This window comes from Nocardia rosealba, from assembly GCF_020216065.1.
Taxonomy (GTDB): Bacteria; Actinomycetota; Actinomycetes; order Mycobacteriales; family Mycobacteriaceae; genus Nocardia; species Nocardia rosealba.
On sequence record NZ_JAIWNA010000001.1, the window covers coordinates 366,624 to 389,898 of the forward strand.

Consider the following 23,275-nt stretch of genomic DNA (forward strand, 5'->3'; position numbering starts at 1 on the left):
CCCGAACAGGGGAAAGGAAGTTACGTGCTAGACGTCAACTTCTTCGATGAACTCCGGATCGGCCTGGCCTCTGCCGAAGACATTCGCAACTGGTCCTACGGCGAGGTCAAGAAGCCGGAGACCATCAACTACCGCACGCTCAAGCCGGAGAAGGACGGGCTCTTCTGCGAGAAGATCTTCGGCCCCACCCGGGACTGGGAGTGCTACTGCGGCAAGTACAAGCGCGTCCGCTTCAAGGGCATCATCTGTGAGCGCTGTGGCGTCGAGGTGACTCGCGCCAAGGTGCGTCGTGAGCGCATGGGCCACATCGAGCTGGCCGCACCCGTCACTCACATCTGGTACTTCAAGGGCGTTCCGTCGCGCTTGGGTTACCTGCTGGACCTGGCGCCGAAGGATCTCGAGAAGATCATCTACTTCGCCGCCTACGTCATCGTCGGTGTCGACGAGGAGCTGCGCCACAACGAGCTCAGCACCCTCGAGGCCGAGATGGAGGTCGAGAAGAAGGCTGTCGCCGATCAGCGCGACGCCGATCTCGAGGCCCGCGCGCAGAAGCTCGAGGCCGACCTGGCCGAGCTGGAGGCCGAGGGCGCCAAGTCCGACGTGCGCCGCAAGGTCAAGGACGGCGGCGAGCGCGAGATGCGTCAGCTGCGTGACCGCGCCCAGCGCGAACTGGATCGTCTCGACGAGATCTGGACCACCTTCACCAAGCTGTCGGTCAAGCAGCTCATCGTCGACGAGGTGCTCTACCGCGAGCTCGTCGACCGTTACGGCGAGTACTTCACCGGTGCCATGGGTGCGGAGTCCATCCAGAAGCTGATGGAGAACTTCGACATCGACGCCGAGGCCGAGTCGCTGCGCGAGACCATCCGCAGCGGTAAGGGCCAGAAGAAGCTGCGTGCGCTCAAGCGCCTCAAGGTCGTCGCGGCTTTCCAGGCCAACGGCAACTCGCCCATGGGCATGGTGCTCGACGCTGTTCCGGTGATCCCGCCGGAGCTGCGCCCGATGGTTCAGCTCGACGGTGGCCGCTTCGCCACCTCCGACCTGAACGACCTGTACCGCCGCGTGATCAACCGCAACAACCGCCTCAAGCGACTGATCGATCTGGGTGCGCCCGAGATCATCGTCAACAACGAGAAGCGGATGCTGCAGGAGTCCGTCGACGCACTGTTCGACAACGGTCGTCGTGGTCGCCCGGTCACCGGTCCGGGTAACCGCCCGCTGAAGTCGCTGAGCGATCTGCTCAAGGGCAAGCAGGGTCGTTTCCGTCAGAACCTGCTCGGTAAGCGAGTCGACTACTCGGGCCGTTCGGTCATCGTGGTCGGTCCGCAGCTGAAGCTGCACCAGTGTGGTCTGCCGAAGCTGATGGCGCTCGAGCTGTTCAAGCCGTTCGTCATGAAGCGTCTGGTGGATCTCAACCACGCGCAGAACATCAAGTCCGCCAAGCGGATGGTCGAGCGTCAGCGTCCCCAGGTGTGGGATGTCCTCGAAGAGGTCATCGCCGAGCACCCGGTGATGCTGAACCGTGCGCCCACCCTGCACCGCCTGGGTATCCAGGCCTTCGAGCCGCAGCTGGTGGAAGGCAAGGCCATCCAGCTGCACCCGCTGGTGTGTGAGGCGTTCAACGCCGACTTCGACGGTGACCAGATGGCCGTGCACCTTCCGCTGTCGGCGGAGGCGCAGGCCGAGGCGCGCATCCTGATGCTGTCGTCGAACAACATCCTGTCCCCGGCGTCGGGTCGCCCGCTGGCGATGCCGCGTCTGGACATGGTGACCGGCCTGTTCTACCTGACTCGTCTCGACGAGAACGGTGTCGGCACCTACAAGGCCGGCGGCAAGGACACCCCGGAGTTCGGTGTGTACTCCTCGCCCGCCGAGGCGCAGATGGCCGTCGACCGCGGTGAGCTCACCGTGCGTTCGATGATCAAGGTGCGGCTCACCGAGCAGCGCCCGCCGAAGGAGATCGAGGCGGAGCTGTTCCCCGAGGGCTGGCACCGTGGCGATGCCTGGCTCGCCGAGACCACGCTCGGTCGCGTGATCTTCAACGAGCTGCTCCCGGCGGACTACGCGTTCATCAACGAGCCGATGCCGAAGAAGCGTCAGGCCACGATCATCAACGATCTGGCCGAGCGCTACCCGATGATCGTCGTCGCCCAGACCGTCGACAAGCTCAAGGACGCCGGCTTCTACTGGGCCACGCGTTCGGGTGTCACCGTCTCCATGTCGGACGTGCTCGTTCCGCCGGAGAAGGCCGACATCATGGAGCGCTACGAGGGCATGGCCGACCAGATCGAGAAGAAGTACCAGCGTGGTGCTCTCGATCACCAGGAGCGCAACAACGCCCTGGTCAAGATCTGGCAGGAAGCGACCGAAGAGGTCGGTGCGGCGCTGCGCACCCACTACCCGGCCGACAACCCGATCATCACGATCGTCGACTCGGGTGCCACGGGTAACTTCACCCAGACCCGTACCCTCGCCGGTATGAAGGGCCTGGTGACGAACCCGAAGGGTGAGTTCATCCCGCGCCCGATCAAGTCCTCGTTCCGTGAGGGCCTGACCGTGCTCGAGTACTTCATCAACACCCACGGTGCTCGTAAGGGTCTGGCCGACACCGCGCTTCGTACCGCCGACTCGGGTTACCTGACCCGTCGTCTGGTCGACGTCTCGCAGGACGTCATCGTGCGCGAGCACGACTGTGGCACCGAGCGCGGCATCGTGGTGCCGATCGCGGAGAAGCAGGCCGACGGCACGATCATCCGTGACGCGCATGTGGAGACCTCGACCTTCGCCCGCACCCTGGCACAGGATGCGGTCGACGCGAACGGCAACGTCATCGTGGCGAAGGGCGCCGACCTCGGCGACCCCGCGCTCGAGGCGCTGCTCGAGGCCGGTATCACCGAGGTGAAGGTCCGCTCCGTGCTGACCTGCACCACCGGCACCGGCGTCTGCGCCACCTGCTACGGCCGTTCGATGGCCACCGGCAAGCTGGTCGACATCGGCGAGGCCGTCGGCATCGTCGCCGCCCAGTCCATCGGTGAGCCCGGTACCCAGCTGACCATGCGTACCTTCCACCAGGGTGGCGTCGCCGGCGACGACATCACCGGTGGTCTGCCGCGTGTTCAGGAGCTCTTCGAGGCCCGTGTCCCCAAGGGCAAGGCGCCGATCGCGGAGGTCTCGGGCCGGGTGCGGCTCGAGGACGACGACCGCTTCTACAAGATCACGATCATCCCTGATGACGGGTCGGAGGAAGTCGTCTACGACAAGCTCTCGAAGCGTCAGCGTCTGCGGGTGTTCAAGCACGACGACGGCTCCGAGCGTCTGCTGGCCGACGGTGACCACGTGGAGGTGGGTCAGCAGCTGCTCGAGGGCGCTGCCGATCCGCACGAGGTGCTGCGCGTGATGGGTCCCCGTCAGGTGCAGGTCCACCTGGTCCACGAGGTCCAGGAGGTCTACCGCTCGCAGGGTGTGTCGATCCACGACAAGCACATCGAGGTCATCGTGCGCCAGATGCTGCGTCGCGTGACGATCATCGATTCGGGTGCGACCGAGTTCCTGCCCGGTTCGCTCACCGAGCGCGCCGAGTTCGAGGCCTCGAACCGTCGCGTGGTCGCCGAGGGTGGCGAGCCCGCCTCCGGTCGTCCGGTGCTGATGGGTATCACCAAGGCGTCGCTGGCCACCGATTCGTGGCTGTCGGCGGCCTCCTTCCAGGAGACCACCCGAGTGCTGACGGACGCGGCCATCAACTGCCGCTCGGACAAGCTGATCGGCCTGAAGGAGAACGTGATCATCGGTAAGCTCATCCCGGCCGGTACCGGTATCAACCGTTACCGCAACATCCAGGTGCAGCCGACCGAAGAAGCCCGTGCCGCCGCGTACGCGGTGCCGTCCTACGACGACACCTACTACTCGCCGGACAGCTTCGGCTCCTCCACCGGCGCCGCAGTGCCGCTGGACGACTACGGCTTCAGCGACTACCGCTAAGCAGCAACAGCATTCGGCCCCCGCTCGGTTCTCCGTGCGGGGGCCTTTTGCATGTACGATCAGATGAAACCGCAACGAGAAGACGTGGAGTGAAGCATGCGCATCGTGCACGTGAGCGCGAGTAATTGGCGTAACTTCAAGAACGTAAACTTCGCCATCCGTGACCGTCTTTTCGTCGTCGGTCCGAATGCTGCAGGTAAGTCGAACCTTCTTGATCTTTTCAGATTCATCGGCGATATTGCCGATACAACGGGTGGAGGGTTATCCGCTGCACTTGACCGACGTGGTGGGCTCGGTAAAGTTCGAAGCTTGTTCGCTCGCAACAATCGCAAAGGACGTCTGGTTCTAGATTTTGAACTGTTAGAAGGGGATGATCGCTGGCGATACACTTTGGCGGTAAAGGGTGAGGGAAAAGGGAAGAACAGGCCAATCGTCGAGGAAGAGCGTGTCGAACGAAACGGCGAAGTCCTTCTTCTTCGTCCAGACGAGGCGGACATCGACGACCCTGAACGCCTGACTCAGACGCACCTTGAGCAGATATCGGCAAATCAGAAATTTCGCCAGATATCCGAGTATTTCGCCAAAGTTAGATATTTTCATCTGGTTCCTCAGGTCATTCGAGACCCAGCTCGTGCTGGGCGAGTCGGCGACCCGTTTGGTGGTGATTTTATTGCGCAGATGAATAGCGTCCAACCGTTGAAGACCAGAAATGCATGGCTAACGCGGATGCAGACGGCCCTGGTGGCTGCGGTACCGGGCTTTGAAACCCTCGGAATCGAGGTCGATTCAACTGGTCGGCCACATCTGGTGGCGGGTTATAGAAACTGGATGCCGTCTCCTGCGCGGCATACCGAGGCGGAATTCTCCGACGGAACACTGAGGCTGATCGGTTTGTTATGGACGCTGGTTAGTGCTCCGGCGAATGGAGGAATTCTGCTACTGGAAGAGCCTGAGCTCTCCTTAAATGCCTCAATTGTCCGTACCCTCCCTACCGTGCTTGCGACCGTTCAGCGAGATCGAGAACTCCAGGTACTCCTGTCGACTCATGCGCCGGAGTTGCTTGACGACGAGGGGGTAGTTGCGGACGAGGTTCTGGTGCTTCAAGTTACAAATGATGGCACCAGTGCGACTCTCCTCGCTGATATTCCAGAGTCTATAGACGAAGTGGAGGCCGGAATACCGGTTTCGGATATTGTTCAGGGATTGATTTCTCCCAAGAATCTGAATGGCTTAATTGAAATCGGGTCAGGACGGTCCGGTCGACGGAAATGATAAATGTTGTAGTCGAAGGTGAATCTGACCGAGGTATGGCCGAGGCGCTTGTGCGAGCTGCTGGCCGAGAGGTCGGCAAAATTGTCGTAAAGGGTGGGAAGTCGCGGCTAGATCCGCTCGTGCCGAACTACAATCGGGCTGCCACCCGATCGTTATGGTTGGTCATGCGAGATTCTGATACTGAGTGTCCTGTTACGCTGCACGCTCGGCTGACTGCGAAGATTGACTCTATGTCGCCAAATTTCTTACTGCGTGTAGTGCATCCGATGACTGAAGGCTGGTTGTTGGCCGACCCGGCGGGTTTTGCGGAATATTTCAGTGTGCGAGTGTCTAGCATCCCACGTGATCCGGATTCTCTGATGCACCCGAAGCAGACGGTTTTGGGATTGTGTGCAAAGTCGAATTCATCCGGAGTGCGGACGGATATGGTAGCGCCCGGAGGTCGTCCCGGTCCGCTATATGTATTGCGGATCAATGAGTTCGCCTCGACTCATTGGAATGTGATTGCGGCATCCGAAGTAAGTGATAGTTTGCGGCGGGCGGTCGATCGGATTCGGAAATTGCCGGTACTGTAACGTGTAGATGGGCCGCTTCGCTGGTGGAGCGTTTGGAGTTGGGTGCGGCTCACGGAGTGACCTATAGCGACCGTTTGCTGACAGCGAAGCATCTGAATCTTCCTGCACATCACACAATGCGAACTAGAAGGCTTTCTCCTCAGTTGTTGGTTGTCTACACGGCCCGCGAACTGTTTAGCGAGCTCGAACCGAACTCGCCGCTACCTGCAGCTGCGTACTGACCCACGACCAACTCGACGTCCTCCTGCGGGCCCGAGGCCGCTGCTGCGTCAACTGTTCCAAGACCGCGCCGACCTGACCGCGACCCAGAGAACAACGGTGCCTTCGGGTCACCGGCGGGTACCAGTATTTACCGTTACCGCAATATTCAGGTGCAGCCGACCGAAGAAGCCCGTGCCGCCGCAGTGACTCTGGAGGACTACTGCTCAGCGACTACCGCTGACAGTAGCAAGGTAATAGATTTCGGCCCCCGCTCTCCGGATCGGGGGCCGTTTTCGTTCTGATCACCGCTGCCGGTCACTGGTCTGACCATCACCGAGGACGAGTACCGCGACCGGTAACGTCCGGCGTCAGTTTGCGTTGGCGCGCTTGCCGGTTCGGCGGGCGAAGTCGTCGAGGGCATCGAGGACTTCTCGGGTCTGCCAGAGGCGATTGCGGCGCATGCCGGTGAATTCGGTGAGGATGCCCGCGTCGACGAGGGTGCCGATCGCACGCACCGCGTTGGAGTCGGTGATATCCAGGGCTTCGGCGACGGTTTTGGCGTCGAAGACCGGTTGGCGCAGCGCGACATCCATCAGTCGCCAGGGGGTAGCGCCTCGGCGGGCTCGGACGACAGCTTCCCAACGGGCGCGGATCTGATGGATGTCGTCGACGAGCATCCGGGCGTTGCCGAGTGCGGCAAAGGACGCTTCGGCGACCTGCCGCACGATCGGCGCCGGGTCGCCGGCACGGTACGCGGTGAGCGCGCCGAAGTAGTCGTCGACGCGGGTCAGCAAGCCTGCTGCGATGGGAACGGTGACTTGTTCGGTGACGCCTTTGGCCCGAAGCATGGCGTGCATCAGGGCCCGACCGGTCCTGCCGTTGCCGTCCGTGAAGGGGTGGATCGTTTCGAACTGCGCGTGGGCGATGGCGGTATGTGCCAGCGCAGGGATGTTGTCACGGCGGATGAAGGCGAGAAGGTCGGCAATCGAGTCCTGAACGCGGTCGTGGTGTGGGGCGACGAAGGCCGCGCCATGGGGGCCGACATTGTCCCCACCGATCCAGACCTGCTGGTTGCGCCACCGACCCGCCGTGTCGGGTTCGTGGACCATGAGTGCGGCATGTGTCCGCAGGATCAGTTGATCGTCAATGGCGCCGTCGAGGCTCAACGCCGTCCGCATCGCTCGGACGTTGCCGACGATCTCGACGGCGTTTCGCTGATCACCGCTGCCGATCTCGGCCAACGCAATCGCCTTCGCGCCCGAGGTGAGATGTTCGATCTGCGAGGACGATGCGGATTCGGTGCGCAGCAGAATCGCCCCGAACGGCGTGAGATCGGCACCGACCAAGGTGTCGAATCGTGCGATTTCGACCGTGACTTCGTCCGCTACGGCGAGGACGTCGGCGGGCAGTCGAACATCATGGTCGGCGATAGCAGGGGCGATGGTGGCCTGGTACGGCCCTTGATGGCGCTCGCGGACCCGCCGAGAAAGGAGTTCGGCCGGAATCGTAGGCACCCAGTCATGCGATTCCCACGTGATAGCAGGCCACACGATATCTGATGACATCTTTCAACCTTATACTCAATTGTGGGATAAATGAGTATAAGAAAATCAGGTTCGGTCGAGTTGGGGTTCGGCGGTGGGGGATTCGGGGTCGCCGAGGGTGGTGACGGTGGGTTCGCCGAGGCGGACGGCTATGACGCCGAGGAGGATCAGGGCGCCGCCGAGGAGTTGGATGGGGCCGGGGGCTTCGCCGAGGAGGAGCCAGGCGAAGAGCAGGGCGGCGAGGACTTCGGTGAGGGCTACGAAGGAGGCCAGGCGGGAGCCGAGGCGGCGGGTGGCGGCGATGCCGGTGACGTAGGAGATGGCGGCGGTGACGATGCCGATGAGGAGGATGGGCAGCCACCAGGGGGTGGTGAAATCGTCGAAGACGACGGGGTTCGTGGTGGCGCGCAGGGGGACGATGCCGATGGTTCCGGCCGCGAGCAGGACCACGCCGCCGATGAGGAGACCGCCTGCGGCGAGGACGGTGCCGGGTAGGTCGCTGCCCTGGTCGGAGAGCACGAAATAGGTTGCGGCGCCGACCATCGAGCCGAGCGCCCAGATGACGCCGACGGGGTCGGTGGAGACGCCGGAGACCACGTCGAGCACCAGCATCAGGCCGGTGATACCGAGAATCGCACCGGCGACGGTCGCCGCGCCTGGGCGCTGCCGGTGCCGCACCCACAACCAGCCGACCACCGCGATCGGCGCCGCGAATTCGATGAGCAACGCGGTGCCGACCTCCATGCGCGCGACCGCGTTGAAATAGGCGAGCTGCGTGCCCGCTACGGCGACCAAACCGTAGGCGACGATGAGTTTCGCATTGTCGCGCAACAGCTTCCGGTTGTCGCGCAGATGCGGCCAGGCCAGCGGCAACAACACGACTCCTGCGAGCAGCACCCGCACGGCGACCACCGCGGCCGCACTCCAGCCCGCGTTCATCAACCCACGCGCGAGTGGCCCGGAGAGACCGAACGAGGTGGCCGAGGCGAGGGCGAAGAGCAAGCCGGTGCGCAGCCGCCGGGCCGTCGCGTCATGGGTCAAAGTCGCCATGACTAATGACGGTAGGAACCATGGCGTAATCTGTCAACATGGTTTTTGCTCATGACACCGAGGCGGCGCTGCTGTCGGCTGTGGAGCTGGTGAATTCCGCCGTCGAGCCGGATACGCTCACCGAGATCGCCCAGCTCGACGAGTTCTTCGTCCGGCACGACTACACGGGCGCACACCGAGGCGACGAGGCGGAACTGTCGGAGGTGCGTGCCCTGCGCGGCCCGCTACGTCGGCTGCTGACCAGCGACCGCGACACCGCGGTGACGCTGGTGAACGAGATCCTGCGCGAGCACCGCGCGGTGCCGCAGCTGGTCCGCCACGGCAGCGTCGACTACCACGTGCACGCCGTCCCCGCCGAGGCCGCGCTCCCGGTGCGCATCGCGGTGGAAACCGCCATGGCGATGATCGATGTCATCCGCGCCGACGACCTGAGCCGCCTCTCGATCTGCGCCGACGACGACTGTGCAGGCCTGGTCCTCGACCTGTCCCGCAACCGCTCGAAGCGCTACTGCAGCACCACCTGCGGCAACCGCAACGCAGTCGCCGCATATCGCGCACGTCAGCGGTGAGGCGGCAGCGTCGGTCGACGCCCTGAACGGGGTGCGAGCGCGCGTGACCGACGGCGGAAGGACGCGGCCTACCCGACGTATCGCGACTCAGGGCGCCCCGGTGACGTAGGCGATCGCGGTGTCGATCGCCGGCTGACCACCGGCCATCGCGTACCCCGCGAGCGCACCGATGGCAGCACCGGCGACGGTCGCCACGGGCACCGTGATGAAGTCGAGGACGAACAGCCCGAGGGGGAAGCCGAGGACGAATCCGATGGCGGCGCCGATCGCCGCGCCCTGGATGATCTCCGGTTGCAGCCGTTGGGTTTCGGCGAAGAACCGTTCCTGCGCGCTGATGTCGCGGACGGGGGTCTCGGATTCGCCGACCGGGGTGAGGGTGAGTCGCGAACCCTCGGCGTCGATGCTCGGAGTGAGCGGCACCGCGTGCTCGCCGACCCGCACGACCATCGGCAGCGCTGCCACTACCGCACCCGAATCATCGGTGATGGCAACGACTTTCGCGTCGTGGACGAGCTGGAAGCGGCCGGTGTCGATGCTGGTGACCACCGCGCGCCGATCGTCGGTCGCGCTGACCTCGTAGTTCACGCCGTTGTCGACCCCACGCAGTCCCAGGGATTGCGGGGCGGGCGCCGGCTCGGCGTGTCCGATCCCGACCCCCGCGACACCGACTCCCACCGCCAGCACCGCCGCGCCGAACACCTTGCCGAACCTCATCGCGCCATCCTCCTACTGCCCGCACCGGGCCACGCACGCCCGGTCATCGCGGCAAACTTAGCCGCTGATCAGCTTTTCGGAAAGTTCTCCCCGGATGTTGTGCCGTCGCGACTCGGGCCTCGGGCAAGACCACAACCAACAGTCGTGATCGGCGTACGAATCCACAGTTCAATGAGCCGGCTTCAGCGGGTCCGCACCGACCGGTGGACGCCGGGCGAAGTCGGGTGCGTGCTCCGGTCGAAGTCCGATACCGCCCAAGTACGCGGTAAGCCCCGCGAGCGCAGGCATCGCGTCGACCACGCGCAGCGGCAGCGGTGCGGCATACAGTTCGCCGCGGAGGGCGGGAGCGATGAGCAGCTCGTGTTCGCCGCGTTGCGAGCGCTGGGTGAAGCTCGCGGGCAGCATCCGCCTGCGCTGCACCTTGTCGAGGTCGGCGGTGGTGACGACGCCGTCGAGCAGGGGTCGGGCGAGAAGACGGGCGGCGGCGACGGCGTCTTGGATGGCGAGGTTCACGCCAACACCGCCGACCGGCGACATGGTGTGCGCCGCGTCGCCGATGCACAGCAGGCCGGGCACGTACCAGCGTTCGAGCATCCCGACGGTCACCTCGAGCAACTTGACGTCGTCCCAGGACCGGATGTGTGCGAGCGCCTCGGCCGGCCAGTCGAACAGCTCGCCGATCCGATCCCGCAGCCACTGCACGTCGTGCTCGGCCCGCAGCGTTGCGTCGCGACCCTTCTCGATGATGTATCCGGTTTGGTAGTAGTCGCCACGATCGATCGCCACTGCCGAATTTCCACTGGTGAAACGGGTCTGTACGGCACCGCTTTCGCTGTCGTCGACGGCTTTGGGGATGCGGAAGAACCACATGTCCATCGGCACATCCTCGCTTCGCTGAAGCAGGCCCGCCGACTCTCGTGCCACGGAATCGCGCCCGTCGCAGGCGATGACGAGGTCGGCGCGCAGCGTGTGCGTGTCGCCCGTCGCGTCGAGGTAGTGCACGCCGACGACCGTGCCGGACTCCTGGACGAGCCCGGTGACGGTCGAGCGCATCCGCAGGGTGAACCCGGGTTCGGCAGCGGCGGCACCGGCCAGCAGGTCGAGGAAGTCCCACTGCGGGACCATCGCGACGTGCCGGTAACGGCCGGGGACCCTGGTGAAGTCGGCGGCGACCACCATGCGGTCGCCCGCGTAGACGCGCAGGGTGGTCAGCGCGGACTGGGGGAGACGGGCGAATTCGGCGCCGAGCCCGAGCTGGTCGAGCAGCCGAATCGTCGACGGATGGACGGTGTCGCCGCGGAAGTCGCGCAGGAAGTCGGGGTGCTTTTCCAGCACAGTGACCTCGACACCCGCCCGCGCCAGCAGCAGACCCGCCATCATCCCGGCCGGTCCGCCGCCGACGATGCAGCACGTTGTCTTGTCCATCGTTTTCCCCTCCGCCGGAATGTCTACGACGAAGCGTAGTAGTAAATCCCACTGCCGGTACAGGGAATTCGGCAAACTCCCGATCGCCCCTTGACGCGCCTGGGTGCGCACGCAATACTGAACTAGATGGTTCAGTATGACTTCCTAGACGCCTCGTTCGGGGCGCTCGCGGACCCCACCCGGCGGGGCATCCTCGAGCATCTCGGTCGTGGGCCCGCCACCGTCAGCGAGTTGGCCGAGCGGTTCGAGATGACGTTGACCGGCATCAAGAAGCACATCGGGTTGCTCGAGGATGCGGGCATGGTGGTCACCGAGAAGCGTGGGCGCGTGCGGTACTGCCGCATCGGCGAGCACGTGTTCGATCGGGAGGTGGCCTGGATGCAGGGTTATCGCCAGATGCTGGAAGCCCGGATGGACCGTCTCGATGAATTCCTGCGACGAACGGAGCCAGAGCAATGAGCACCACAACTAAGGACGCGGTCATCACCTCCACCTCGGACCGCGAAGTGCACATCGAACGCGATTTCGACGCTCCGCTGGATCGGGTGTGGGACGCCTACAGCCGCGTCGAGCAGCTGTCGCGCTGGTGGGCGCGCGGCCACGAGGTCGACATCGAGCGCTGGGAGTTCCGCAAGGGCGGGCACTGGCGTTTCGTCGAGCACGAGGGCGACGAGTCCTACGGTTTCGAAGGCCGCTTCCGTGAGATCACCCCGAAGGAGCGGATCGTGCAGTCCTTCGAATGGGACGGCATGCCCGCCCACATCTCGATCGACACGACCACCTTCGTCGACCTCGGCAACGGCGGCACCCGCGTGGTCACCGACAGCATCTTCCACACCGCCGAGGAATGCGCGGGCATGCTCGCCTCCGGCATGGAGACCGGCCTCAACGACAGCTACCGCGCCCTCGACGCCCTGCTCGCCGGAAACCGCTGACCGCGCGCGGACGCACGACGCCGGCCCGGCTGCTCAGCTGTGCGAGCAGCCGGTCGCACGTTTACGCGGCTTCAACCGCAGCGGCGGCAACGGCGGAGCGGGAATCCGCTCCTGTTCCGGATGGCCGACCACCCGCCCGAACCGGCTGGTGTCGTGGGCTTCCCACGCCTCACGCGCCGCGACGATCTCCTCGTGACTTCGCCCGACGAAGTTCCACCACATCACCAGTTCCTCGGTGAACGGCTCACCGCCGATCAGGGCGAAATGCGCGCGGTCGGTGCTCGTCAAACGCACCTCGGCCCGATCGGTGCCCAGGTACAGCAGTGGTCCGGGACCGAGCTCGACGCCGTCGACGACGACCGTGCCCTCCACCACGAGCACCGCGTGCTCGAAGGCGCGTTCCAGGGGTAGCCGCACGTCCGCGCCGGGATCGAGGACGATGTCCGCGCCGACGATCGGCGTATAGGCCTTCGCCGGTGAGGTGACGCCGCCCAGCGAACCGATCAGCACGGTCGCCCGTAGTCCCGGTTCCTCGTACACGGGCAGCTCACGATGCTGCTCGAAGTGCGGTTCGACGCCGGTCGCGTTGTCGGGCAGGGCGATCCACAGTTGCAGGCCGTTGCCCGCGTTCGCGCCCGGCACGCCGAACTCCGAATGCGCGATGCCGCGACCGGAGGTCATCAGGTTCAGCTGACCCGGTTCGATCCGCACATCCGAACCCACCGAATCGCGGTGCCGGATCTGCCCGTCGAACGGCCAGGTCACCGTCTGCAGGCCGATGTGCGGGTGGGGCAGGATGTCGGGTGAGGCGCCGGTGCGGGTGACGGTGGGTGAGCCGAACCGGTCGAGGAAACACCACGCGCCGACGGTCGGCAGATCTCGTTGCGGCAGGGTGCGTTCCACATACACGCCGCGCACGCCGCCGAGCGGGACTTCCCTGGCCGGGTACAGCTCGGTGATCGGGCCGGGGCTCGGCGACGGTTCGCACAGCACCTCGGTGGGGTCGGCCTCGAGGTCGCTCATCCGGGGATGCCCTTGCCGACCACATGCGCGTCGAACTCGGGGTGCTTGTCGAGCCAGCCACGGATGAACGGGCAGTGCGGGGTGATGGTTCGCCCGCGCGCGATCACGTCCTCGACGGCGTAGCGGGCCAGCTTGCTGCCCAGGCCCTTGCCGCCGAAGGCGTCGTCGATCTCGGTGTGCACGAAGTCGGTGTCGTTGCCGCGCTCGATGTACTCGGCGAAGCCGGCGAGTTCGTCGCCGTAGTAGATGTCGTAGCGGTTCTTGTCGTCGTTGCGGACGACTCGGGCCTGCGACGCGGTGGTCTCCGACATCTTCGCGCTCCTTCCGCACCGCCAACAGGTGCGCTCGTGACTTGGTATACCGACCAACCCGGGCGCGGCGTGAGTATTCCCGCCGCGCCCCGAGCCGATGCTATTCGCGTCCCGCCGAGGTGAACGACATGTCCGCGTACCGTGGGCCCGCCACCTGTCCGGCGATCGGTTCCAGCGTCGCGAGTTCGTCGGCGCTGAGCCGCACCGCGGCCGCCGCGACGTTCTCGGCGAGCCTGCCGCGCTTGCGGGTGCCCGGGATGGGCACCACGGGAAGGCCGTGTGCCTCGGCGCGCGCGTGCACCCAGGCGAGGGCGACCTGGGCCTGGGTGATGCCGCGTGTTTGCGCGATCGCCGCCAGCGGTGCGAGTAGGTCGGCATTGCGTTCCGCGTTTTCGCCGGTGAAGCGGGGCATCCGCTGCCGGAAGTCGTTGCCGCCGAGGCTGTCCGCGTTGCGGAAGGCGCCGGTGAGGAACCCGCGACCCAGCGGCGAGTACGGCACGAACGTCACACCGAGTTCGGCCGCGGCGGGCACGGCGGTGCGCTCCACATCGCGGGAGAACAGCGACCACTCCGATTGCACGGCCGCGATCGGGTGCACCGCGTGCGCGGCGCGCAGTTCGTCGCCGGTCACCTCCGACAGGCCGAGCGCGCGGACCTTGCCCGCGGTGACCAGCTCGGCCATCGTGGCGACGGTGTCCTCGATCGGCACGGCCGGGTCGCGGCGGTGCATGTAGTACAGGTCGATGGTGTCGACACCGAGCCTGCGCAGGCTGGCGTCCACGGCGGCGCGGATGTATTCGGGGGAGTTGTCGAAGCCGCGGAACGTGGGATCGTCGGCCTTGCGGACGATGCCGAATTTGGTGGCGATCACCAGCTCGTCGCGGTGTTCGCGGACGAAATCGGACAGGAATTCCTCGTTGTGGCCCGAGCCGTAGATATCGGCGGTGTCGAACAGGGTCACGCCGAGTTCGAGGGCGTGCTCGAGGGTTGCCCGCGACTCGGCCAGGTCGGAGTCGCCGTAGAACTCGCTGATGCCCATGCAGCCCAGACCCTGGATGCCGACCCGTGGGCCGTCGGCGCCGAGGGTGGTGGTCGGCAGAGTGGTGCTCATGTATCGGTTCCTTCGCTCGTGTGCGCGGTGAGCGTGACGGGCGGGACGAACTCGGATCGGCCCTCGTACACGGCGATCTTGTAGTCCAGCACGGCCACGGTCTTCTGCAGTTCCGCGATCTTGTCGAGCACGTCGGCCCTGGTCTGCCGGAACATCGCCAGTCGTTGCGGGAAGGTCTGCTCACCCGCCCGCACCAGTTCGGCATACCGGATCATGTCGGCCACCGGCATGCCGGTCGTGCGCAGCCGCGCGATCAGCTCCAGCCACTCCAGGTCGCGATCGCTGAAGCGGCGGTTGCCGGTGTGGTCGCGACCGATGTAGTTCATCAGCCCGATCCGCTCGTACCAGCGCAGCGTGTCGCGACTGAGGCCCGACCGCTCGGCGACCTCGCCGATCGAGTATTTCGGGCGCTCCCGTTCGTTCGCGCCCTCGGTGTGCCGAACCGGTTCCGGATCCATCGTGCTCGTCCCTTCTCGTGGAACTCCACCGACGCTAGCCACCTGGAGTGCACTCCAAGCAAGCCTATTCGCGGGACGAGCCGATCTCAGTTGTACTTCGGCAGTTCCTGTACCGCCCAGCGGTTTCCGTCGGGGTCGGCGAAGAAGGTGAACAGGCCCCAGCCCAGATCCTGCACCGGACTCGCCTCGACGCCTGCCGCGACGAGTTGTTCGTAGGCCTGCTGGGCGCTCGGCACCACCATCTGCATGCCCTCGACGCTGCCGGGAGCAGCCTGGGTGATGCCGCGGCCGATGCAGATCGAGCAGCCCGAACCCGGCGGGGTGAGCTGGACGAAGCGGATGTCGGGGCTCGGCGTGTGGTCGTGATCGGCGTTGAATCCGATGCTGGTGTAGAAGTCCTTGGCCCGATCGATATCGGTGACCGGGATGGCAACGAGCTCGATTTTCCAATCCATGCGGTCAAGCATCCCACCGCCCACCGACAGAAACGTAGTGTGGATCACATGGCTAAGGAGATCGACCGCATCCGGGCCCGCTCGGCCTGGGAAACGGTGAAGGAGAGCCCGGTGATCACCGCCATCGCGGTGGCACCGGTGGTACTGGTACTCGGCGTGGTCTGGTGGCTGACGAACGGCGTGGTCGCCTTCGTGCTGCTCGCGTTGCTCGGCGTCGGGATCGTGGTCGGGGGCAAGCTGCTGAAGTAGGTCAGCGCGGCACGTGGAAGTGCGTCAGTTCGCCGGTTCCCTGGTCGACCCGCGCCCACGGCCGGTCGAACTCGAGTACCGCCAGCGCCGAGGTGGGGAATTTGCGGCTCAGTTCGGTGGCCGCGTCGGAATCGCGGTTGTTCGCGAGATCCCAAGCAGTCCAAGGGATTCCGGGAACATGACCGACAAGGAGGAGAGTCGAGACAGCATCGTCGGTGAGCTGGATCAGCTCGATCAGGGTGTGCGGGTTCGCCTCGTAGATGTCGTCGCGGTACTCGACGGGTGCGTCGATTCCGGTGGCGGCCAGGGTGAGCCGGGTGCGCTTGGCGGTGGAGCAGCGCACCGCGTCGATCGCCGGCTGGGTGGCGCGCAACCAGTCGCCCGCGAGTGCGGCTTCGCGTTCGCCGCGCGGTGCCAGTGGCCGTTCGTGGTCCTCCACCCCGTCCGGGTACGCCGATTTTCCGTGCCGCATCAGGATCAGGGTCACCGCCATGTACTACACGGTAATCGTGCACACCGGTGAGGTCGCAGTCACACTCGAGGCACACTGAAAGCTGCGTCACTCATACCCGAGGTGACGTCCGACCACACATTTCGAGGATCTGCACCCATGGCCTACGTCATCACGCAGCGTTGTTGCAACGACGCCAGCTGCGTCACCGAGTGCCCGGTCGACTGCATCCGCCCGACCCCGGATCAGCCGGAGTTCGCCACGGCGGAAATGCTCTACATCGACCCAGACACCTGTATCGACTGCGGCGCCTGTGTCGATGCGTGCCCGGTGGACGCCATCTTCTCCGAGGACGACCTCCTCGCCTCGCTCGGCAGGTACCGCGAGATCAATGCCGACTACTTCCGGCGTCACCCGCTGGAGACGAATTTCGACCCACTCGCCACCCCCGTGCGCCCACCGAAGAGTCTCGGCACCTTGCGCGTCGCGATCGTCGGTGCGGGCCCGGCGGCCTGCTACGCCGCCGACGAGCTGTTGCGGCGCAGCGATGTCGAGGTGGAGATGTTCGACCGGCTGCCGACGCCGTGGGGCCTGGTTCGCGCGGGTGTGGCGCCCGATCACGCGGGCACCAAGAACGTCGCGACGATGTTCGAATCGGCCTTCCGTCGCGACACTCTGCAGTACTACCTCAATGTCGAGATCGGCGAACACATCGATCACCGTGAGCTGCTCGAGCACCACCACGCCGTGATCTACGCCGTCGGCGCGTCGAGCGACCGCAAGCTCGGTGTCCCGGGTGAGGACCTGCCCGGCAGCCATTCGGCCACCGAGTTCGTCGCCTGGTACAACGGCCATCCCGATTTCGCCGAGCGCGAGTTCGACCTGTCGGGTGAGCGGGCGGTGATCGTCGGCAACGGCAATGTGGCGCTCGACGTGGCGCGCGTGCTCACCGTCGACCCCGACGAGCTGGCCAAGACCGATATCGCCGACCACGCCCTGGACGCCCTGCGCCGCAGCAACATCCGCGAGGTCGTGATTCTCGGCCGCCGTGGTCCGCTGCAGGCGGCGTACAGCTCGCCGGAGTTCCTCGCGCTCACCCATCTGAAGGGCGTCGACGTGGTCGTCGATCCCGCCGACCTCGAACTCGACGAGCACAGCCGCGCGATCCTCGACGACCCGAACATCGAGCCGTCGCTGCGCCTGAAATACCAGCTGGCCCAGGAGTATTCGACCGGCCGTCGCGATCCGGCGAACAAGCGCATCGTCTTCCGCTACCTGGCCACCCCCACCGAGGTACTCGGTGACGACCACGTCACCGGTATCGAGTTCGCGCACAACGAACTCACCGCCGACCTCGTCGCCACCCCCACCGACCGCACCGAACGCCTCGACACCGGCCTGGTGCTCCGCTCGATCGGCTACCGTGGCGTCCCCGTGCCCGGCCTGCCGTTCGACGAACGTCGCGGAGTGGTGCCGAGCGAGCACGGCCGCGTGCTCGCCGACACCCAGCCCCTGCCCGGTGTGTACGTGGCGGGATGGATCAAGCGCGGTCCGCGCGGCGTGATCGGCTCCAACCGGATCGATGCCGAGGAAACCGTCGAAGCCCTGATCGCCGACTTCATCGCGGGCAGACTCACCACCCCCACCGGTGACCGGGCCGCCCTGCGCGCCCTGCTCACCGAGCGTCAGCCCGACCTCGTCGACCGCGCCGCCTGGAAGACCATCGACCAGGCGGAAAAGGCCGCAGGCAAAGCGGCAGGCCGGCCCCGCGTCAAGTTCACCACCCGCGCCGACCTCCTCAAGGCCGCGAAGGGCTAGACCGACCCGCGACGGTTCTCGGTCGCCTCGATCCTGACCAAGAAGCAGGCCGAGAACCCCACCGCGAGCCCGAAAGGGCTAGGCAAAACCCGCATCCGGTTCTCGGCCGCCTTGATCTGGACTGACCGGAGGGTGCGACGAAGGAGTGCCCGGAGGGAGGGAAGATCAAGGGAACAGGCCGAGAACCCGCGGCGCCAGCCGCAAAAATCACGGCAGTGGCATGACCTTGACGACCGTGGTCGTGATCCCACCGACCACGAACCACAACCGCAACACCGGTCGCCCACTCACATCACCCGGCTCATACCGCCCGCGCACCGTGATGTGTTCCCGCGCCAGCACCGGCGCCACGTACTCGATCACCGCCCGATGCGGCACCGCGAGCAGCTTCGGGTAATCGACGAGGAACTGCTCCACGGCCTGCCAGTAGCAGGCGTTGTTCACGTGGTTGTACTGGTCGATGTCGGTGGCGCGCACCGGGAACGGCACATCGGTGTCGGATTCGCGCGGCGCCGGATCGGTGAGGTAGGGCCGCCACCGCAGCCGGTGTTCGTCGGTGGTGCGGGCCAGGTAGGCCAGGCCTTCGTCGCTGATGCGGGCGGGCAGGTTGCTCGACTCGCTGAGGTTGATCCAGAATCCCTCGGTCTCGATCAGGCCGCCGCCCTCGCTGGTGATGCGCACGCGCATGTTCGTCCACCTGGTCGACATGCTCGCGCACCACCGCGTGAGGTGTACGCGATCGGGGAAGACGACCGGCCGGATCACGTCGATGACGGTGCGGCGCACGATCCAGGTGGGGTCGGTGCGGTGCAGCGCGGTCTGATGCAGTTCCTCGTAGGCGATATCCTGCAGGTAGCGGGCGACCCCGTCGAAGCGCAGCCGATGGTACGGGTCCACGTCGCCGGCCCGGACAGGCCACGCCGTGGCGAAACCCGTGCCCTCCTGGGGTAGCGGGGCCAGTGGCTGATCGAGTGACACGTGTGCTCCTTGCGCGGTCCACACAGGTGAGCCGCGACTTCTTGCGTAGTTCTGCCCTCGACTTTACGGTGCGCAGATCACACCCTCACGTCGAGCCGGGACTAGCCCCCACCGGCGTACATGACAAGTGCTGTAGGCGCCCGGTAACCTGCTGGAATGGCCGGCGGGGCGATGGCAGGCGCGATGTTCGGTCGCTATGAGTTGCGTCGTCTTCTCGGAGTCGGCGGTATGGGCGAGGTCTACGAGGCTTTCGACACCACCAAGGATCGCGTCGTCGCGCTCAAGGTGCTCAATCGTGAGCTGGCGGCCGACCCCACCTATGTGCAGCGTTTCCGCCGCGAATCCCATGCGATGGCCAGTGTGCAGGAGCCGCACGTCATCCCGGTGCACGACTGGGGCGAGGTCGACGGTGTGCTCTACATCGACATGCGCCTGGTGCGCGGTTCCGATCTCAAGGAGCGGTTGCAGCAGCACGGCAAGCTCACGCCCGGCGAGGCGGTGCAGGTGGTCGAGCAGATCGCGGCGGCGCTCGATGCCGCGCACGAGCTCGGCCTGGTGCATCGCGACGTGAAGCCGGCCAACATCCTGCTCACGGCCAACCTGTTCGCCTATCTGGTCGACTTCGGTATCGCGCACGGTGCGTCCGATCCGCAGCTCACCAGCGCGGGCAGCGCCGTCGGTTCGATGGCCTACATGGCGCCGGAACGGTTCGAGGACGTGCCGATGACGCCTGCCGTCGACACCTACGCGCTCACCTGTGTGCTCTACGAGTCGCTGGTGGGGCGGGTGCCGTTTCCGGTGAACAGTCTCGCGGGCGCGATCGGTTCGCATCAGATGGCGCCGCCGCCCCGGCCGAGCGCGGCCGATCCGACGCTGTCGGCGTTCGACGCGGTGATCGAGCGTGGCATGGCCAAGCGGCCCGAGCAGCGCTACGGCTCACCGGGCGACCTGGCTCGCGCCGCCCGTGCCGCGCTGGTGCAAGCCGAACGCGACGCCCCCGCAACCGTTCCCGGTCCACGGGTGACGCCGTTGGTGAAGCAGCCGCCGCCGCGCTCGTTCACCGGGCAGACGCGGGTCACCGGGCCGCAACCGCCGCCGCCGACCGCTCCCTCGCCGGCTCAGCCACCCGCCGCGGCGCACCGGTCCGCACCGCAGCAGCCGATCGCCGGTTTCGCGCAGTCCGGGCGGCAGCAGACCAGGATGAGCACCGGCCCCCAGTTCTCCTCGGGCGCCTACGCCCATCCGTCGGAACCACTGCCCCTGCCGCAGCGGAATTCGGCGACGCCGATTCTCGCCGGTGCGCTCGGCGCGCTGATCGTCGTGGCCGCTGTCGGTGTGGCGGTGTGGGTGATGTTGAGCGTCAACGATTCCGGAACCGACCGCGCAGGTCAGCCGGTGTCCTCGTCCAGTCTGCAGATGCCGCCGCCGGTGGTGGTGTCGGTCAGCCAGGAAGTGCCCACCGGCATTCCGCAGGCACCGCCGACGGAGCCGAAACCGACCACAACCACTGTGCCGCCCTTGAATTCGGCCGTCACCGGCGCCGACGGGCAGGGTTTCCGCAGCGGTGGCCCGCGCTGCAACGACAACGACGCCGCCATGACGATCGCGCGCACCACCACCTCACGCGTGGTCATCTGCCACACCGGGGACGACCGCTTCTACTACAAGGGTGTCGCGGTGAGCAACGGCAACGCGATCGAACTCGACGATCCCGTCCCGACCGGTGGCGGCGGTTTCACCGCGACCAACCCGAGCGACGGAACGAAGTACCAGGTCACGCCTGCGGGCCTGACCATCATCAAGGGTGGTTCGGTGCTCTCCAGTGAGGCGATGCTGGAATTCGCCCATCGCTGAGCGTGGCCGGGATATGTTCGACAGGGGTTTGATCGTCGAGAGAGGTTTCCCAGATGCGTGCAGCTCAGGTGAGCAAGTTGGAAGGTCCGTCGTCGATCGAGATCGTCGACCTGCCCGAACCGGTCGCTTACCCGGGCGGTGTCCTCATCGATGTGCACGCCGCCGGGATCGCCTTCCCCGATGTGCTGATGACGCGCGGTCTCTATCAGATGAAGCCGGGTCTGCCGTTCGTCGTCGGCGGTGAGGTCGGTGGCGTGGTGCGCGAGGCGCCCGCCGAATCGGGACTGCGTGCCGGTGACCGGGTCGCCGCACTGACCATGCTCGGCAACGGCGTCGCGGAGGTGGCGGTGGCGCCTGCGGACGCGGTCTTCAAGCTGCCGGACAACGTCTCGCTCGAGGCGGGCGCGGGCATCCTGTTCAACGACCTGACCGTGCACTTCTGCCTCACCAAGCGCGGCAGGCTGGCCGAGGGCGAGACCGTTCTCGTGCACGGTGCGGCCGGTGGCGTCGGTACCTCGACCCTGCGGCTGGCCAAGGCGCTCGGCGCGGGCCGGGTGATCGCGGTGGTGAGCACCGAGGCCAAGGCGCAGGTCGCCAAGGCCAACGGGGCCACCGACGTGGTGCTCACCGACGGCTGGCTGGCGGCGGTCAAGGACCTCACCGGCGGGCGGGGCGTCGACATCGTGCTCGACCCGGTGGGCGGCGACCGTTTCACCGACAGCGTCCGCAGCCTCGCGGGTGGTGGCCGGTTGCTCGTCGTCGGGTTCACCGCGGGCGAGATCCCTACGGTGAAGGTGAACCGGCTGCTGCTCAAGAACGTGGAGGTCGTCGGCGCGGCCTGGGGTGAATGGGTGATGACTCACCCCGGTTACCTGGCCGAACAGTGGGCCGACCTGGCGCCGCTGTTCGCCTCCGGTGCCGTCACTGCGCCGGAACCGGTCCTCTACCCCTTGGAGCGCACGGCCGAAGCCGTTGCCGCCCTGGACAACCGGACCGCTACCGGCAAGGTCGTCGTACAGCTGCGCTGACTCGGGGTGAGGTTGTCGGACCGCCGGGGTAGCGTTCGGTTCGTCGCCGGGACCGAAGGAGCGCGCCGTGCAGTTGTCGAAGCGGGTACTGAACCGGACGCTGCTCGCGCGGCAGCACCTCCTGGAGCGGTCCACGCTGAGCACACCGCGGATGTGCGAGCATCTCGTCGGGTTGCAGGCGCAGGATGTCCCGCCGCCGTTCATCGGTTTATGGAGCCGGACAGTCGATTTCGATCCCGATACGGTGTCGCGCGGATTGGACGACCGCACGCTGGTGCGGATCACCCTGATGCGCGGCACCATCCACCTCGTCACCCCGCCCGACGCCCTTCGCATCGCCCCGCACATTCAGCCCGAACTCGAAAAGGTGCCCTTCCGTAAGGGTTTCAACTACGGCGCGATGGTCGGTCTCGACCCTGAGGAGGTCCGAGCCGACGGGGAAGCGGTGCTCGGCGACGAACCGATGGCGGCCGCCGACCTGCGCGCCGAAGCCGCCATCCGCTACCCGGATCGCGATCCGGGCGCGGTGTCGCAGACCTGGCTCTACCAGCTCCCGGTTCTGCAGACCCCGCCGCGCGGCCGCTGGCGGGACAACAGCAGGCCGGTCTGGTCGCGGGTGCAGCCTTGGCTCGGTGCCCCGCTCGACCCGGATTACCCCGTGGCCGAACTGATCCTGCGCTACCTGCGCGCCTTCGGCCCGGCCTCGACCATGGACATGCAGACCTGGTCACGCCTGCCCGGCATGAAACAGGTGGTCGCCGACCTGGGCGACCGCGTCCGCACCTACACCGACGAGCGCGGCCGGACCCTCTACGACGCCGCCGAACTCGAACTCGCCGACCCCGACCTGCCCGCCCCGGTACGCCTGCTCGGCTGGTACGACAACGCCCTGCTCTCCCATCAGGACCGCAGCCGCGTGATCGGCGAAACCATCGCCCCGCGTTCCTTCGGCGCCAATGTCTCGCCGGTCCTGATCGACGGCTTCACCGCAGGGGTCTACAAAGTCTTCGTGAAGTCGGGAACCGCCCGCCTCCGCGTGAGCCCTACCCGCGCATGGACGAAAGCCGAAGCGGCAGAGGTCGAATCGGAGGCCGCTGCCCTGCTCGCATTCCTGGAACCGGAATCCGCTCCGGCCGTCGAGATCCTCGACCCGGAGGCCGACCTCCGTCCGTGACACGGGTTTAACGCCGGGGAAATACCGGATTCCTAGGGTCGGTACCACGACGTTCATGGCTGAAACGGGTGTCGTGCTCGGCTGAACCCGGCGAGCGAACCA

The 23,275-nt window shown here is 66.2% G+C and carries 21 protein-coding genes; 10 read left to right on the forward strand and 11 right to left on the reverse strand.

The window, feature by feature from the left end:
- The first annotated feature begins 24 nt into the window (after nt 1–24).
- Nucleotides 25–3,978, forward strand: coding sequence for a DNA-directed RNA polymerase subunit beta' (locus LDL21_RS01800; protein WP_225278550.1), 3,954 nt, complete (start codon nt 25–27; stop codon nt 3,976–3,978).
- 96 nt (nt 3,979–4,074) lie between these two features.
- The gene (locus tag LDL21_RS01805) at nt 4,075–5,250 is read left to right on the forward strand and encodes an AAA family ATPase (protein WP_225278551.1); all 1,176 of its coding nucleotides are present in this window, start codon (nt 4,075–4,077) and stop codon (nt 5,248–5,250) included.
- Between the two features lie 1,144 nt (nt 5,251–6,394).
- On the opposite strand, the gene LDL21_RS01810 is transcribed toward LDL21_RS01805, so the two are convergent.
- Nucleotides 6,395–7,591 carry a Fic family protein gene (locus LDL21_RS01810; protein ID WP_225278552.1) on the reverse strand — a complete coding sequence of 399 codons (1,197 nt, stop codon included), beginning with the start codon at nt 7,589–7,591 and terminating at the stop codon, nt 6,395–6,397.
- A gap of 45 nt (nt 7,592–7,636) precedes the next feature.
- On the reverse strand, nt 7,637–8,620 hold the full coding sequence (locus tag LDL21_RS01815; protein ID WP_225278553.1) for an EamA family transporter: 984 nt from the start codon (nt 8,618–8,620) through the stop codon (nt 7,637–7,639).
- 38 nt (nt 8,621–8,658) lie between these two features.
- Here LDL21_RS01815 and LDL21_RS01820 point away from each other — a divergent pair, with 38 nt between their 5' ends.
- A complete protein-coding gene (locus LDL21_RS01820) occupies nt 8,659–9,189 on the forward strand; it encodes a CGNR zinc finger domain-containing protein (protein ID WP_225278554.1) in 531 nt (176 codons plus the stop codon).
- An 87-nt stretch (nt 9,190–9,276) separates the two neighbouring features.
- Here LDL21_RS01820 and LDL21_RS01825 read toward each other — a convergent pair whose 3' ends face one another.
- On the reverse strand, nt 9,277–9,903 hold the full coding sequence (locus LDL21_RS01825; protein WP_225278555.1) for a DUF8020 domain-containing protein: 627 nt from the start codon (nt 9,901–9,903) through the stop codon (nt 9,277–9,279).
- A gap of 168 nt (nt 9,904–10,071) precedes the next feature.
- On the reverse strand, nt 10,072–11,328 hold the full coding sequence (locus LDL21_RS01830) for an FAD-dependent oxidoreductase (RefSeq protein WP_225278556.1): 1,257 nt from the start codon (nt 11,326–11,328) through the stop codon (nt 10,072–10,074).
- 126 nt (nt 11,329–11,454) lie between these two features.
- On the opposite strand from LDL21_RS01830, the gene LDL21_RS01835 reads away from it, so the two are divergent.
- Both LDL21_RS01835 and LDL21_RS01840 read left to right on the forward strand, forming a co-directional pair.
- The gene (locus LDL21_RS01835; RefSeq protein WP_067485870.1) at nt 11,455–11,787 is read left to right on the forward strand and encodes an ArsR/SmtB family transcription factor; all 333 of its coding nucleotides are present in this window, start codon (nt 11,455–11,457) and stop codon (nt 11,785–11,787) included.
- Nucleotides 11,784–12,263 (forward strand): SRPBCC family protein, encoded by a 480-nt coding sequence (locus LDL21_RS01840; protein WP_225278557.1) that lies wholly within the window; start codon nt 11,784–11,786, stop codon nt 12,261–12,263. Before LDL21_RS01835 ends, LDL21_RS01840 begins: the two co-directional genes overlap by 4 nt.
- Before the next feature lie 33 nt (nt 12,264–12,296).
- Here LDL21_RS01840 and LDL21_RS01845 read toward each other — a convergent pair whose 3' ends face one another.
- The 5 genes from LDL21_RS01845 to LDL21_RS01865 form a co-directional block, all read right to left on the reverse strand.
- Nucleotides 12,297–13,286 carry a pirin family protein gene (locus LDL21_RS01845; RefSeq protein ID WP_225278558.1) on the reverse strand — a complete coding sequence of 330 codons (990 nt, stop codon included), beginning with the start codon at nt 13,284–13,286 and terminating at the stop codon, nt 12,297–12,299.
- A complete protein-coding gene (locus LDL21_RS01850; protein WP_225278559.1) occupies nt 13,283–13,597 on the reverse strand; it encodes a GNAT family N-acetyltransferase in 315 nt (104 codons plus the stop codon). Before LDL21_RS01850 ends, LDL21_RS01845 begins: the two co-directional genes overlap by 4 nt.
- A gap of 100 nt (nt 13,598–13,697) precedes the next feature.
- A complete protein-coding gene (locus LDL21_RS01855) occupies nt 13,698–14,708 on the reverse strand; it encodes an aldo/keto reductase (protein ID WP_225278560.1) in 1,011 nt (336 codons plus the stop codon).
- Nucleotides 14,705–15,166 carry a MerR family transcriptional regulator gene (locus LDL21_RS01860; RefSeq protein ID WP_225278561.1) on the reverse strand — a complete coding sequence of 154 codons (462 nt, stop codon included), beginning with the start codon at nt 15,164–15,166 and terminating at the stop codon, nt 14,705–14,707. Before LDL21_RS01860 ends, LDL21_RS01855 begins: the two co-directional genes overlap by 4 nt.
- 86 nt (nt 15,167–15,252) lie before the next feature.
- Nucleotides 15,253–15,621, reverse strand: coding sequence for a VOC family protein (locus LDL21_RS01865; protein WP_225278562.1), 369 nt, complete (start codon nt 15,619–15,621; stop codon nt 15,253–15,255).
- 48 nt (nt 15,622–15,669) lie between these two features.
- Between LDL21_RS01865 and LDL21_RS01870 the strand changes: the two genes are divergently transcribed.
- Entirely contained in the window at nt 15,670–15,870 is a 201-nt protein-coding gene (locus tag LDL21_RS01870) for a hypothetical protein (protein WP_067485129.1), read from the forward strand.
- 1 nt (nt 15,871) lies between these two features.
- On the opposite strand, the gene LDL21_RS01875 is transcribed toward LDL21_RS01870, so the two are convergent.
- Nucleotides 15,872–16,363 (reverse strand): SixA phosphatase family protein, encoded by a 492-nt coding sequence (locus LDL21_RS01875; protein WP_225278563.1) that lies wholly within the window; start codon nt 16,361–16,363, stop codon nt 15,872–15,874.
- A gap of 117 nt (nt 16,364–16,480) precedes the next feature.
- On the opposite strand from LDL21_RS01875, the gene LDL21_RS01880 reads away from it, so the two are divergent.
- Nucleotides 16,481–18,139, forward strand: a complete 1,659-nt coding sequence (locus LDL21_RS01880; protein WP_225278564.1) for an FAD-dependent oxidoreductase — start codon at nt 16,481–16,483, stop codon at nt 18,137–18,139.
- A gap of 207 nt (nt 18,140–18,346) precedes the next feature.
- Here LDL21_RS01880 and LDL21_RS01885 read toward each other — a convergent pair whose 3' ends face one another.
- Nucleotides 18,347–19,117 (reverse strand): acyl-[acyl-carrier-protein] thioesterase, encoded by a 771-nt coding sequence (locus LDL21_RS01885; protein ID WP_225278565.1) that lies wholly within the window; start codon nt 19,115–19,117, stop codon nt 18,347–18,349.
- Between the two features lie 156 nt (nt 19,118–19,273).
- On the opposite strand from LDL21_RS01885, the gene LDL21_RS01890 reads away from it, so the two are divergent.
- The 3 genes from LDL21_RS01890 to LDL21_RS01900 all read left to right on the forward strand — a co-directional run bounded on the left by LDL21_RS01890 (nt 19,274) and on the right by LDL21_RS01900 (nt 23,173).
- On the forward strand, nt 19,274–20,971 hold the full coding sequence (locus LDL21_RS01890; protein ID WP_225278566.1) for a serine/threonine-protein kinase: 1,698 nt from the start codon (nt 19,274–19,276) through the stop codon (nt 20,969–20,971).
- Between the two features lie 53 nt (nt 20,972–21,024).
- The gene (locus LDL21_RS01895; RefSeq protein WP_225278567.1) at nt 21,025–21,999 is read left to right on the forward strand and encodes an NADPH:quinone oxidoreductase family protein; all 975 of its coding nucleotides are present in this window, start codon (nt 21,025–21,027) and stop codon (nt 21,997–21,999) included.
- A gap of 67 nt (nt 22,000–22,066) precedes the next feature.
- Entirely contained in the window at nt 22,067–23,173 is a 1,107-nt protein-coding gene (locus LDL21_RS01900; RefSeq protein WP_225278568.1) for a winged helix DNA-binding domain-containing protein, read from the forward strand.
- Nucleotides 23,174–23,275: the final 102 nt, after the last annotated feature.

What these genes read in the sequence shown, in the direction of transcription:
- LDL21_RS01890 (WP_225278566.1), top strand. Translation starts at nt 19,274, where the DNA reads ATGGCCGGCGGGGCGATGGCAGGCGCGATGTTCGGTCGCTATGAGTTG.
- LDL21_RS01840 (WP_225278557.1), top strand. Translation starts at nt 11,784, where the DNA reads ATGAGCACCACAACTAAGGACGCGGTCATCACCTCCACCTCGGACCGC.
- LDL21_RS01880 (WP_225278564.1), top strand. Translation starts at nt 16,481, where the DNA reads ATGGCCTACGTCATCACGCAGCGTTGTTGCAACGACGCCAGCTGCGTC.
- LDL21_RS01870 (WP_067485129.1), top strand. Translation starts at nt 15,670, where the DNA reads ATGGCTAAGGAGATCGACCGCATCCGGGCCCGCTCGGCCTGGGAAACG.
- LDL21_RS01805 (WP_225278551.1), top strand. Translation starts at nt 4,075, where the DNA reads ATGCGCATCGTGCACGTGAGCGCGAGTAATTGGCGTAACTTCAAGAAC.
- LDL21_RS01830 (WP_225278556.1), bottom strand. Translation starts at nt 11,328, where the DNA reads ATGGACAAGACAACGTGCTGCATCGTCGGCGGCGGACCGGCCGGGATG.
- LDL21_RS01850 (WP_225278559.1), bottom strand. Translation starts at nt 13,597, where the DNA reads ATGTCGGAGACCACCGCGTCGCAGGCCCGAGTCGTCCGCAACGACGAC.
- LDL21_RS01845 (WP_225278558.1), bottom strand. Translation starts at nt 13,286, where the DNA reads ATGAGCGACCTCGAGGCCGACCCCACCGAGGTGCTGTGCGAACCGTCG.
- LDL21_RS01860 (WP_225278561.1), bottom strand. Translation starts at nt 15,166, where the DNA reads ATGGATCCGGAACCGGTTCGGCACACCGAGGGCGCGAACGAACGGGAG.
- LDL21_RS01810 (WP_225278552.1), bottom strand. Translation starts at nt 7,591, where the DNA reads ATGTCATCAGATATCGTGTGGCCTGCTATCACGTGGGAATCGCATGAC.
- LDL21_RS01865 (WP_225278562.1), bottom strand. Translation starts at nt 15,621, where the DNA reads ATGGATTGGAAAATCGAGCTCGTTGCCATCCCGGTCACCGATATCGAT.
- LDL21_RS01855 (WP_225278560.1), bottom strand. Translation starts at nt 14,708, where the DNA reads ATGAGCACCACTCTGCCGACCACCACCCTCGGCGCCGACGGCCCACGG.
- LDL21_RS01815 (WP_225278553.1), bottom strand. Translation starts at nt 8,620, where the DNA reads ATGGCGACTTTGACCCATGACGCGACGGCCCGGCGGCTGCGCACCGGC.
- LDL21_RS01895 (WP_225278567.1), top strand. Translation starts at nt 21,025, where the DNA reads ATGCGTGCAGCTCAGGTGAGCAAGTTGGAAGGTCCGTCGTCGATCGAG.
- LDL21_RS01825 (WP_225278555.1), bottom strand. Translation starts at nt 9,903, where the DNA reads ATGAGGTTCGGCAAGGTGTTCGGCGCGGCGGTGCTGGCGGTGGGAGTC.
- LDL21_RS01835 (WP_067485870.1), top strand. Translation starts at nt 11,455, where the DNA reads ATGGTTCAGTATGACTTCCTAGACGCCTCGTTCGGGGCGCTCGCGGAC.
- LDL21_RS01875 (WP_225278563.1), bottom strand. Translation starts at nt 16,363, where the DNA reads ATGGCGGTGACCCTGATCCTGATGCGGCACGGAAAATCGGCGTACCCG.
- LDL21_RS01820 (WP_225278554.1), top strand. Translation starts at nt 8,659, where the DNA reads ATGGTTTTTGCTCATGACACCGAGGCGGCGCTGCTGTCGGCTGTGGAG.